Origin of the sequence: Pseudomonas sp. EL_65y_Pfl1_R83 (assembly GCF_963970695.1) — a bacterium.
In the GTDB taxonomy this organism is placed as follows: Bacteria; Pseudomonadota; Gammaproteobacteria; order Pseudomonadales; family Pseudomonadaceae; genus Aquipseudomonas; species Aquipseudomonas tritici.
This window is the reverse complement of the sequence record NZ_CAXAQI010000015.1, coordinates 81,666-93,368: the sequence shown is the minus strand read 5'-3', so window position 1 is coordinate 93,368 and position 11,703 is coordinate 81,666. Positions and strand designations below refer to the sequence as shown.

Here is an 11,703-nt window from a genome sequence, read left to right as displayed (position 1 = left end):
CGAAGGTCTTGCCGTGACGCACCTCAATCAGCCCGCTCCGCCGCTTCCCGCTGTGCGCAGTATCCTCGCCTCACTGATGATGGCGATCTTCCTTGGTGCCCTGGACCAGACCATTGTCGCAGTGTCCATGCCGGCCATTTCGGCGCAGTTCCACGACGTCAACCTGCTGGCCTGGGTGATTTCCGGCTACATGGTGGCGATGACCGTGGCCGTGCCGATCTACGGCAAGCTCGGCGACCTGTATGGGCGCCGGCCGATGATGCTGATCGGCATGGGCCTGTTCACCCTGGCCTCGCTGTTCTGCGGCATGGCGCAAAGCATGGAGCAACTGGTGCTGGCGCGGATCCTCCAGGGCATCGGCGCCGGCGGCATGATTTCGGTGAGCCAGGCGATCATTGGCGACATCATCCCGCCCCGTGAACGCGGACGCTACCAAGGCTATTTCAGCAGTATGTACGCGGTGGCCAGCGTGGCCGGGCCGGTCCTCGGCGGCTACATGACCGAGTACTTGTCGTGGCGCTGGGTATTTTTGATCAACCTGCCATTGGGCGCCGGCGCCTGGTACGTGGCCCATCGCACCCTGGTGGGGCTGCCGGTGCCGCAGCGCAAGCCGATCATCGATTACCTCGGCACCGTGCTGATGATCGTCGGCCTGACCGCGTTGCTGCTGGGCATCACCGAAATCGGCCAGGGCCATCATTGGCGTGACAATGAAGTACTGGGCCTGCTGGCGTGTGCGCTGCTGGCGTTGAGCCTGTTTGTCTGGCACGAACGCCGCGCGCGTGAGCCGTTGTTGCCGATGCATTTGTTCGCCAACCGCAGCGCGGTGTTGTGCTGGTGCACGATTTTCTTCACCAGCTTCCAGGCGATTTCCCTGACGGTGCTGATGCCGCTGCGTTATCAGACGGTGACCGGCTCAGGTGCCGACAGCGCCGCCCTGCACCTGCTGCCGCTGGCAATGGGCTTGCCGATGGGCGCCTATTTTGCCGGGCGCATGACCTCGGTGACCGGGCGTTATAAACCGATGATCCTCAGCGGCGCGCTGTTGAGCCCCTTTGCGATTCTCGGCATGGCCTTGAGCGCGCCTCAGGCGGTGGGGCTGACAGCCGTGTTTATGCTGCTGTGCGGGATCGCGGCCGGCATGCAATTTCCCACCTCGCTGGTGGGCACGCAAAACTCGGTGGAACAACGCGATATCGGCGTCGCTACCAGCACCACCAACCTGTTCCGTTCCCTCGGTGGGGCAGTGGGGGTGGCGTGCATGTCGGCGCTGTTGCTGGCGCTGTTGCAGGATTCCAGCTTCGCCCACCTGGCCAGCGGCGCGCTGGCCGTTGAAGGTAGCTCCGGTAATGTGTTGCTTGATGGCCTCAACGCTGCTCCCGGCCCGGCGCAGGACGCCTTGCGCGGGGAATTGGCGGTGACGTTCCGGCATTTGCTGATGGTGAGTGCGGCGGTGTCGTTGTTGGGCTTGGCGGCGGCGATTGCGATGCCCAACCGCGTGCTGCGCGGTCGCGAAGACAAGGCAAAATAACCGGCATGATGCAGTTCAAAATGTGGGAGCTGTCTTGCCTGCGATAGCGGTGGTTCAGCTTGCACAGCTGTTACTGATACACCGCTATCGCAGGCAAGCCAGCTCCCACAGGAGATTGCATTTCAAGTCCAATCAGGGGCTGTAGTAACCCACCGCCACCATGAAATGCCCGACCTTGCGCACATACGCATGCTTGTTCTCGACCTTGCCGGTCACCGGGTTTTTCCAGCGGTATGTGTATTCACCCTGGTCCTGCTCGGCCATCAGCTTGAGGATCGGCTCGCCCACCGGCTTGCCGTCGGGGTCCTTGATCTTGCTGAAGTCGGTGTTGATCAGCCGCAGGGTGGTGCCGTGGGCCACGTAGCGTCGGGTATTGAGGTCGACGACAAACACGTAGAGGTCATCCTGCAAGAAGCCGCCTTGCAAGGAGTTGATCGCCTTGAGCGTGCCCGACTCATCCTTGAGCAATGCGTTCACTGCCTTGTTGCGCAGGGCGCGTGCCTGTTCCGGTGTGGCCCGTGGCAAGTAATAACCCACGGCCAGGATGCGTTCGCCCACGCGCTGGTAGAACACGTGCTTGTGCTCGACCTTGCCATCGTTCCAGTTCTGCCAGCGGTAATCGGCCTGCTGGATGCCCTGGCCTTCCGGCACCTTCAGCGCGTCTTTAAATGACTGGCGCAGATCCGGTCCCAGTACGTCGGACACATCGCGTCCGATCAAGGCGGAGGAGGGCCCGCCACTGGCCAGCAGCACGCCCTGGGTATCGACCACGAACACATAGCGATCCTGATCAATAAACTCCCCCTGGCGACTGAACGCGGCAAAGGCCTTGTCGCCGTTGCTCTGGTAGTAGGCCAAGGCTTTCTCCAGCAGCGCCTTGGCCGCCTGCGCATCCTCATCCTGAGCCGTCGCGGCATGCACCTGGCTGAAACACAACAGCAGCAGCCAGGTGATTCGAAGCAATCGCGTCATAACCTATCCCTCGTTTTTATTGATGTGACAAGAGCGTAGCTCAGGGCGCCGCCAGCCATTGACTGACGATGCCGTCGTACACCCCGGTGGCCACGCTCAGGTGCAACCATTGGTCGACATAGCTTTTCCATGCCACATCATCGCGGGGCAGCATGAAGGCTTTTTCGCTGTACTGCATCTGCCGCTCAGGGTTGACCGCGCACAGCCCTGGCTTGAGCTTTTGCTGGTAACGCGCTTCGCTGGCGTCGGTGATCATCACGTCGGCCTTGCCCGCCAGCAGTTCGTCGAAGATGGTCACGTTGTCATGCAAGCGGATTTGCGCCTGGCCCAAGTGGGCGCGCGCGAATATTTCGTTGGTGCCGCCGGCGGGCTCGATCACGCGGACCTGCGGTTGGTTGATCTGCTCGACGGTCTGATAACGCTGCACATCGGCGCAGCGCACCAGCGGGATCTTGCCGTCGACGCCGAGGGCCTGGCTGAAGAAAGCTTTTTTCTGGCGCTCCAGCGACACCGAAATGCCGCCCACGGCAATGTCGCAGCGTTGGGCGAGGAAGTCCGGCATCAGGGTTTTCCAGGTGGTGGGCACCCACTGGATTTTGGCGTTGAGGCTCTTGGCCAGGGACTCGGCCATGGCGATGTCGATGCCTTCGTAGCTGCCATCGGCGCGCAGGGAGGTGTAGGGCTTGTAGTCGCCGGTGGTGCAGACGCTGAGCGTGCCGCGTTGGAGCACCTGGTCTAGACGCGAAGGGGCGGTGTCGGCCAGGGCGCTGGTGGCCATACCTAATACACACAGGGCAAAAAGAGCTTTCATGCGGTCGAGTCCTTGGGGCATGGTCTTGGGCGGTCATTATTTCCAGCGTTGGGCAGGGTGGCAAGGCGTTGCGAATGTTTAGCCAAGTCGCAACCAAACTCCATCAACCCTGAATTTACCCACCTGTGCAGGCGTGTGAGGCTGGCCGCTATCTTCAGCACTGTGATCCCTGCATGGACGGCTCTCCCGACACCCTCCCCGCGACACTGCCGTCCGATCTCGCGTTCTGGGCCTTGTTCCACTGCCGTCACGCACGCCCACCAGATACCTCATTCCTACGTTGATCCATCCCTTGGATGGCGTGCACCTGCGCGTCTGCTTTACACAAACGTATGAGAATGCCCATGAGTGTGTTTGCCTGCCTGAACGAAGCCCGGTCTTACCTCGAACACAACCCGGACATCGAAATGTTCGAGCTGTTTATCCTCGACAACAATGGTGTGCCACGCGGCAAGTTGCTGCACCGCGATGAGCTGCTGGCGGTGTACGAGAGCGGCCGGCCCTTGCCCAGCACTATCCTGGGCCTGACCATCAATGGCGACGACGTGGAAAACTCCGGGCTGGTGTGGGAGGTGGGCGATATCGACTGCCGCGCCTACCCGATCAGCGGCAGTTTGCAGCGCATGCCGTGGCGGCTGATCCCGACGGCGGCGGTGCAGGTCAGCATGCACCCCACCGAAGGTCTGCCCGCCACCGTGGCTGATCCCCGGCATTTGCTGGCCAAAGTGATCGACGGGCTCAAGGCCGATGGTTATTACCCCGTGATGGCGGCGGAGTTGGAGTTTTACCTGCTTGACCAAAAACCCGACAGCAATGGCCGGCCACAACCGGCGCGGGATGTGGATGGCGGGCGCCCGCGTTCGACCCAGGTCTACGGCCTGCGCGAGCTGGAACAGATCGAGCCGTTCCTCGCCGACCTCTACAGCGCCTGCAAACTGCAAGGCATCCCGGCGCGCACGGCGATTTCCGAATACGCCCCCGGTCAAGTGGAAATCACCCTTGAACACCGTACCGACGCCCTGCAAGCCATGGATGAAGCGGTGCGCTATAAACGCTTGGTCAAGGGCGTGGCGCACAAACACGGGATGACCGCCTGCTTCATGGCCAAGCCGTTCGATGACCTGGCTGGTACTGGCATGCACATGCACGTGAGCCTGGCGGACGCCGCGGGCAATAACCTGTTCGCCAGCGAAGCCACTGACGGCACGCCGCTGCTGCGCCAGGCGGTGGGTGGCATGCTCAGCACCTTGCTCGATTCGCTGTTGCTGTTCTGCCCCAATGCCAACTCTTACCGTCGCTTCCAAACCAACAGCTACGCGCCGCTGGCCGCCACTTGGGGCGTGGACAACCGCACCGTCAGCCTGCGTGTGCCTGGTGGGCCGGCCAACTCCCGGCATATCGAACACCGCATCTGCGGCGCCGACGCCAACCCTTACCTGGCGGCTGCCGCAATCCTGGCCGGCATTCACCGTGGCATCCGTGAACAGCGCGACCCCGGCGCTCCGGTGGAGGGCAACGGCTACGCCCAGGCCAAGGAGCTGCTGCCGACCGACTGGCTTACCACTCTGCGCGCGCTGGAAGGTTCAAGCTGGGCGCGGGAGGCATTTGGCAGTGAATTCCTCGGCGTGTACCTGGCGGTAAAACGCGCTGAGTATCGCCAGTTCATGGGCGAGGTAGGGGAGCAGGATTGGCGCTGGTATTTGCATCAGGCGTGAGCCGGTGAAAGGGCGGTGGTGGCTTCGACCTTTTTTTCACGTTGTGGTGTTTAATCTGCCAATCAAGGTCGTTCACTACTGTTCTACTTACATGAGCCCGCGATGCCGTCACCACCACCATCCTCCATCGAGATCGAATACGCCGAGCGCTGTGACCGTGAGCACGCTCGGGTTTGCGGCGATACGCGCCCGCCGGGACTGCGGCGGCGCCTGGCGTCATGGCGCGACGAGTGGCTGGTGCGCCAGGCGTTGAAGGTCGCCGGTGAACCTGGGCTGGTGCTCGATCTGGCCTGCGGTTCCGGGCGTTTCTGGCCGGTGTTGGCCGAACACGTCAACCGGGTGATCCTGGCATCGGACAATTCCCAGGACATGCTCGACCACGCACGCAGTCACCACCCGGCGTCCTTGCTCAAACGAGTCAAGACGTTTCAGGGCTCGGCATTTTCAATCGGCTTGTCGGCGAACGCAGTGGACTGCATTTTCTGCCTGGAGTTGTTTCGCCATGTCCCCAGCAGTGAAGGGCGCTTGGCGTTACTGCGCGAATTTCACCGGGTCAGCCGCGACACGGTGATCGTTTCTGTCAATTCTCGTACCGCCGTAGAGGACGAGTTTCGGCAGGCCGGCTTCAAGGTCCTGAATTATCAGGAATTCATGCCAGGCTCAAGCGTGTGGCGGGTTTACGTACTGCGTAAGAGAGGATAAGTCCCGCCTGTCGGACTATTCTTCAAGTCTTGCCTGAGTTTTCATGGTCGCCTCTGCACTGCGGATGCTCGCAAGTCCCTTTCGCGATATATACTGCGCGCCATTCTTCAAGGGAGAGCCGTGTGGCCATCGATATTCACTGGATCTGCGACAACGATAGCCTCGGCCAGCATTGCGCCGAATGGCAGCAGTTGCCATTCGTCGCCCTCGACACCGAATTCATGCGGGTCGACACCTTTTATCCTATTGCCGGGCTGATCCAGATCGGTGATGGCGTGCGCGCTTACCTGATCGACCCCCTGACCATCGACAACTGGCAACCGTTGGCCGCCCTCCTGGAAAACCCGGCGGTGATCAAGGTGGTGCACGCTTGCAGCGAAGACCTGGAAGTGTTGCTGCGCCTGACCGGCAGCCTGCCGGTGCCGTTGTTCGATACCCAATTGGCTGCCGCTTATCTGAATCTTGGCTTCTCCATGGGCTATTCGCGCCTGGTGCAAGCCGTGCTGGATATCGAACTGCCCAAGGGCGAGACCCGTTCGGACTGGCTGCAGCGGCCGTTGTCCGAGACGCAGATCAGCTACGCCGCCGAAGACGCGCTGCACCTGGCCGAGGTGTACATCCGTCTGCGTCCGCGGTTGTCCGACGATAAATACGCCTGGGTGTTGGACGATGGTGCCGAATTGGTCGCCAACCTGCGCCGCGAAGTCGACCCGTACGAGGTGTACCGCGACGCCAAGCTGGCGTGGAAACTCTCACGTGCCCAACTCGCCGTGCTGCGTGAGCTGTGTGCCTGGCGCGAGCAGCAAGCCCGCGCCCGTGACCTGCCGCGCAACCGCATCATCCGCGAACACGCGTTGTGGCCCCTGGCCAAATCCCAGCCGGATAACCTCGCCGCCCTGGGCAAGATCGAAGACATGCACCCGCGCACCGTGCGTCAGGACGGCCCGTTTCTGCTCGACCTGATCAAACGTGCCGGCAGCGTGCCGATGGACCAATGGCCACCTGCCGTTGCCGAGCCTTTGCCGGTGGATGCCGCTGCATTGATCAAGCAACTGCGCGCCTTGGGCCAAACGTTCGCCGAGCGCCTGGACATGGCTCCGGAACTGATGCTGCGCAAGAAAACCCTCGAAGCCCTGGTCAAAAGTGGCTACCCCGATGGGCCTTATAAATTGCCAGACTCGCTGCGTGGCTGGCGCCGCGAGTTGATGGGCCAGGCGCTGCTCGACAGCCTGGCCACTGCCGGAGAACAGCCTTGAAACGTATTTGCTCCATCTATCGCAGCAAGAAAAAAGACGGGATGTACCTCTACGTGCTGAAAAGTGATGCTTTGGAGCGCGTGCCTGAACCCTTGATGGACGCCTTCGGCAAGGCGCATCACGCGTTTGACATGGTGCTGACGCCGGAGCGCAAACTGTCCCGTGAGGACATCGCCGTGGTCCTGGAAAACCTCGACAAGCAGGGTTACCACCTGCAAATGCCGCCGGCCGAGGACGAGTACATCGAACACTTGCCCGAAGAGCTGCTGCGCCGTAACGACCCGATGTGATGGGTGAGTGCCCTGTTCAGGGCACAGTCTTCAATGGAATCGTATAAGTGGGCGGTGGCCGTAAGGATGCGGGCGGCCGTCCGTATTGTTTTTGAAAGGTTTGAACCATGCGTGTTCTGATTGCTGAACAGGATCACCCGCTCTACGCTCGATTGCTGGGTGACCTGGCCCCGGACCTTGAGGTGCTGACCAGCGGCGACTCCGCCGAACTGTCGCGCCTGGCCGCCGATTGCCCGGTATGGCTGGGCCAGCCCGACCTGCTGGCGACGTTGTTGCGCCAGGGCCATCATCCGCAATGGCTGCAATCGACCTGGGCTGGCATTACGCCGCTGCTGGCCGAAGGCTTGCCGCGCGACTACCGCCTGACCCGCGCGGTCGGCATCTTTGGCCAGGTCATGGCTGAATTTGTCCTCACCTATATGCTCGGCCACGAGCGCGAAGTGTTGGCGCGCCTGGTCAGCCAGGTCGAGCGCAAGTGGGACAACCGCTTGGGCCAGAGCCTGGCGGGGCGCAAGGCGTTGATCGTCGGCACCGGCGACATCGGGCAGAGCGTTGCCGGGTTCCTCGTGCCGTTTGGCGTGAAGCTGTATGGCATCGCAAGCGAAGCGCGTGAGCAGGCACCGTTTCTCGAAGTGGCTGGGCTCGACCAACTGGGCCGGCTGGTGGGGGAGGTGGACTACGTGATCAACCTGCTGCCCAACACGCCGAATACCCATGATGTGTTCGACGCAGCGCTGTTCAAGCAATTCAAGCCGACGGGGGTGTTTATCAACGTCGGGCGCGGTGTGGCGGTGGTCGATGCTGACTTGGTCGAGGCCTTGAAGGAAGGGCATTTGGCGGGCGCAGTGATCGATGTCTGCCGTCAGGAGCCGCTGCCGCAGCGTCATCCGTTCTGGACCGCCTGGGGGTTGTTGTTGACTGGGCACAGCTCGGCGCCGACTTCGCCGCCGATGATGGTGGCGCTGTTCCTGGAAAACCTGCGCGCGTATCAAGCAAAGACTGCGTTGCGCGGTGAAGTGAGTTTCGAGCGCGGGTACTAAGTCGACCTGCTACTCGAGCCACATCTGCCCTTAGCTCTTGCCCCTGACATGAACCCTGACAGTTGCGCTGGAACCTCCTCACTGGGTTTGTACACCCAGTGAACGCCTAGGCCGCTAATCGCGTGCCCGGCAGGACGTTCCTTCAGCTATGGACAGGTGTGCACATGATCGCCAGCAATTCCTCACGCTCCAGTTTCCCCCACGTATCCATCTCGACACAACCACCAGCATCCATCGTCGACCCCGGCGCAACGAGCGTGCCCGAACCTTCGGCGGCCCTGGCAGCGCAGCCGACAGCACAGGCCCCGCGCCAAGCGACGGCCCCACCGCTGGGTAATTTCGGCGGGGCGCTGGCCTGGCCAATGCCTCTGTCCAAGTCCGACCAAGATGCGATCATCACACTGTTGCAGGACCCCGACGCCACTCTACCGGGGCTGCCGCTGGTGGATGCACGCAAGGGCGCATTGGGTTATTTGCTGAGTGGCAGTTCGGTCGCCAATGCTGACCTGAATACACCCGACATCACCCTGCAAAAACTGCTCGGATCCTCTAAGGCTCAAGCGTTAGGGCAGGCCCTGCAAACCCGGGTGAACGGCATTGCGACGGCCACCAGTAGCAACGACTATTTGCTGGCCGCCATCCACCTGGGCCTGGACCCGGAGCTGCGTGTTGCGCGCCCAAACAGCGTCGCCGGGTTTGATCTTGCGGCGCGCCAATATTGGGGCAAACCTGCGTCAGAGGTGATTGACGGGCTCAGTCGTCATCTGATCGATCAGGGCAGAGCCACGGTGCAAACCGCGAACCTGGCAGCCTGCCTGCTGCTGGCCAGAACCGCCCCGGAGTTATTGGTCAAAGACGTTCCCGCCAGCGTGACCTACGGCAGCCTGCTGTGGACGCAACTGGTGATAGCCACGGCCAAGGTGGAAGCCGACTCGCCCGGACGTGCGCACACGATGAGCTACGCCGAAGTCGTGGCGCATGCCGATACCCTCACTGGGCGCGGGGTTAGCGTGCAAGCGGCCGAGCAACTGGCCCTCGTGAACTGGGGGGCGGCCAACGCATTGCTGAACGTCGCTTCAGCGATGCCCAGCGAAACCGAGATGGAGCGTGTACGCACACGTTATAACCGTCAACTCAGCACGCTGACGGACGCGTGTGCCGCGGTGCAAACGCCGATACCCAGCCGACGGGCCATGGCGCTTGCCACGCTCAAGGAGCACTTTCCAACGCTGGATCCGCAGGCATTCGAACTGCCCGCCTTACAAAAGGCCTGGCTTAACCCAGGACGGCCGGGCGCGTTTCCCGGGCTGTATTCGATGCTCGATATCGTCATGGAAGGCGGCAAACTCAATGCCCAGGAGCATTGGTTGGCGCGGGATAAGCGGGTGCCGGGCGAGGTGTTCTGCCAGCTGTATGAAACCGGCCGGCTGGACGTCAACGATGCTTTCGGTGCGCAGTATGACAAGGCCATCGCGTCACACGAACAGGGTCACGGAGGCCTGGTCCAGTATCTGATTTCCACCCTGCCCGTGGAGGACAGAAACAACTTCGAATATGGTGCGCTCGAATTTTTTCGCACCGATCAATACAAGATAGCCGGGGATTTTTTTCGCCGCAGGCCCTGCACACTCGCGGGCATACGCTGCAGGTGAAAACCACCCTGGATGGAGCGGTCAATATTTATGAGCTGGATACCAGAAATGGCAGCATCAAAAAACAGAACTATCTGATAGCCCGCTATACACCGCCCTATACGGCAAAAAACCTGGAGTCCCGAGACGCAAATATCGTCAGCAAGACCAGCCTGTTTGATCTACCACCCGGGCAATACACCGAAAAGCCGCTGCCCTCCGTCCACCTGCAGTCCTATGGTTCCGGCCGCAGCAAAGCCATCGGCAAGGTATTCGTCAAGGCGCTGGGGTTGGGCAATGACGACCTGTTGCAACAGGCACGCGGCGTGACGTCATTTGATCAGGGCAGAGCCACCGACCAGGCCATCGGCGAGTTTTTCCTCAACCTCATCCCACTGCGATCGGCCATCGTCAACTTTATGAACGGCAGAGTCGCCGACGGCCTGTTTGATCTGAGCCTGGATGTAATGGGTCTTGTCACCTTGGGGGCGGGCAAGGCTGCGCAGGCCGGCAAGGCACTTTCGAAAGGCGTCAGAACACTCGGCGGGCTGTCGAAGGTTGCGCGATTTGTGGGCGCCGCGACGATCGAAATGTTCAACCCGTTCAACGGCCTGGGCGATTTGGCGATGGCGGGCGGGTACGCGCTGGGTACTGTCACGCGGTTGGCGTTCGCCAAGGGACGCGAAAGCGTGAACATGCTTCGCGGTGCAACGGGCAGTTATGACGTGCTCAAGGCCGCCAGCCAACAGCACGGCGTGGCAGCCACTGGGACGTTCAAGGCCGTAGGTCAGAGCATCGAAGGCGGCGCGGTGCTCAAAGACGGCAAATGGTATGGCCTGGATGCGCGCACGCTGCAGGCCTATGGCAGCCCGCTCGAAGGGTTTTCTCCCGTCACACGGGCCGTCGACGGCGTGATAGGTGTAGCGCCGGGTAATGAATTGAGCAATGCGCTGTTTGCCAATTACGGCGTCGTCGAATCGAAAATAGCCGGGGTTTCGCGCAACACCCAAGGGGTCTATGTGGGCGCCGATGGTCACCGTTCCCATATCCGCCATACCGACAGCAGCGGCGACACCGCCGTCTATGAAGTTCGCCAGGTGACTCGCACTGAAGAGGGCGTGGTGCAGGCGCGGATTTATCATAATAACCGGCAAACCGAGCTACTGGTCCAGCACGTACAGGGCGATCAATGGCAGCGTTTGACGGCGCGGGGCGGTAACGGGTCTTCCGTGAAAGCAGACCTGGGACCAGTGATTGGCGGCGGCGGCGAGAGCACTCTTTACGCAAGCCTGGATGGCAAAAGTGTTTACAAAGACCTTCACACGAAAGCCGCCACGAAGATCCCCGATTACGCCACTTCCGAGGCGCACCGTCTGAATACCTACTATGGTGCCGGTTTTGCAGAGGCCATGGTGGAGGACGGGCGCTCCTACATCAAAATGAAAAGACTGGATGGCATCGCACTGGATGATGTGCCCAAGCGCAGCTTGCCCCCAGTAGTCCGCATCTGGCTGGATGACGCGTTGAAAGGCATGGAAGACAAAGGGATCTACCATAACGATCTGCATTTGAATAACTTTCTGTACTCGTTGAAAGATAAAAAAGTCTATCCGGTGGACATTCAGTCACTGAGCCCGGAAATGTTGGCCAGCGACAAGTTTCTGCATGACATGACCCTTAGTGATTACGCACGCAAAAAGGCTCAGTTGCAGAGCGACTTCAACGAACTCGTGCGTGCTGGCGACAGGTAATCAC

10 protein-coding genes are annotated in these 11,703 nt (G+C 61.2%); 8 read left to right on the top strand and 2 right to left on the bottom strand.

The window, feature by feature from the left end:
- Positions 1 to 13 precede the first annotated feature (13 nt).
- Positions 14 to 1,531 (top strand): MDR family MFS transporter, encoded by a 1,518-nt coding sequence (locus tag AACY08_RS20580; RefSeq protein WP_339437273.1) that lies wholly within the window; start codon positions 14 to 16, stop codon positions 1,529 to 1,531.
- 132 nt (positions 1,532 to 1,663) lie between these two features.
- Here AACY08_RS20580 and AACY08_RS20575 read toward each other — a convergent pair whose 3' ends face one another.
- The gene (locus tag AACY08_RS20575; protein ID WP_339471198.1) at positions 1,664 to 2,503 is read right to left on the bottom strand and encodes a cache domain-containing protein; all 840 of its coding nucleotides are present in this window, start codon (positions 2,501 to 2,503) and stop codon (positions 1,664 to 1,666) included.
- Between the two features lie 40 nt (positions 2,504 to 2,543).
- Positions 2,544 to 3,314, bottom strand: a complete 771-nt coding sequence (locus tag AACY08_RS20570; RefSeq protein WP_339471197.1) for a transporter substrate-binding domain-containing protein — start codon at positions 3,312 to 3,314, stop codon at positions 2,544 to 2,546.
- 344 nt (positions 3,315 to 3,658) lie between these two features.
- Between AACY08_RS20570 and AACY08_RS20565 the strand changes: the two genes are divergently transcribed.
- The 7 genes from AACY08_RS20565 to AACY08_RS20535 all read left to right on the top strand — a co-directional run bounded on the left by AACY08_RS20565 (position 3,659) and on the right by AACY08_RS20535 (position 11,699).
- The gene (locus AACY08_RS20565) at positions 3,659 to 5,029 is read left to right on the top strand and encodes a glutamine synthetase family protein (protein ID WP_339471195.1); all 1,371 of its coding nucleotides are present in this window, start codon (positions 3,659 to 3,661) and stop codon (positions 5,027 to 5,029) included.
- A gap of 102 nt (positions 5,030 to 5,131) precedes the next feature.
- Entirely contained in the window at positions 5,132 to 5,731 is a 600-nt protein-coding gene (locus AACY08_RS20560; RefSeq protein WP_339438721.1) for a class I SAM-dependent methyltransferase, read from the top strand.
- 122 nt (positions 5,732 to 5,853) lie between these two features.
- Entirely contained in the window at positions 5,854 to 6,987 is a 1,134-nt protein-coding gene (rnd, locus tag AACY08_RS20555; protein ID WP_339471194.1) for a ribonuclease D, read from the top strand.
- Positions 6,984 to 7,277 (top strand): YcgL domain-containing protein, encoded by a 294-nt coding sequence (locus AACY08_RS20550; protein ID WP_069022347.1) that lies wholly within the window; start codon positions 6,984 to 6,986, stop codon positions 7,275 to 7,277. The genes rnd and AACY08_RS20550 overlap by 4 nt, the downstream gene beginning before the upstream one ends.
- Before the next feature lie 107 nt (positions 7,278 to 7,384).
- Positions 7,385 to 8,317: a D-2-hydroxyacid dehydrogenase gene (locus tag AACY08_RS20545; RefSeq protein WP_339471193.1), complete on the top strand. Its 933-nt coding sequence runs from the start codon at positions 7,385 to 7,387 to the stop codon at positions 8,315 to 8,317.
- 164 nt (positions 8,318 to 8,481) lie between these two features.
- Positions 8,482 to 9,969 carry a hypothetical protein gene (locus tag AACY08_RS20540; protein WP_339471192.1) on the top strand — a complete coding sequence of 496 codons (1,488 nt, stop codon included), beginning with the start codon at positions 8,482 to 8,484 and terminating at the stop codon, positions 9,967 to 9,969.
- Positions 9,966 to 11,699, top strand: coding sequence for an OspG family effector kinase (locus tag AACY08_RS20535; RefSeq protein WP_339471191.1), 1,734 nt, complete (start codon positions 9,966 to 9,968; stop codon positions 11,697 to 11,699). The genes AACY08_RS20540 and AACY08_RS20535 overlap by 4 nt, the downstream gene beginning before the upstream one ends.
- The last annotated feature ends 4 nt before the right edge of the window (positions 11,700 to 11,703 follow it).

Bases quoted from the DNA above. Each gene is read 5' to 3' on its own strand.
- AACY08_RS20560 (WP_339438721.1), top strand. From the start codon at position 5,132: ATGCCGTCACCACCACCATCCTCCATCGAGATCGAATACGCCGAGCGC.
- AACY08_RS20540 (WP_339471192.1), top strand. From the start codon at position 8,482: ATGATCGCCAGCAATTCCTCACGCTCCAGTTTCCCCCACGTATCCATC.
- AACY08_RS20570 (WP_339471197.1), bottom strand. From the start codon at position 3,314: ATGAAAGCTCTTTTTGCCCTGTGTGTATTAGGTATGGCCACCAGCGCC.
- AACY08_RS20565 (WP_339471195.1), top strand. From the start codon at position 3,659: ATGAGTGTGTTTGCCTGCCTGAACGAAGCCCGGTCTTACCTCGAACAC.
- AACY08_RS20545 (WP_339471193.1), top strand. From the start codon at position 7,385: ATGCGTGTTCTGATTGCTGAACAGGATCACCCGCTCTACGCTCGATTG.
- AACY08_RS20575 (WP_339471198.1), bottom strand. From the start codon at position 2,503: ATGACGCGATTGCTTCGAATCACCTGGCTGCTGCTGTTGTGTTTCAGC.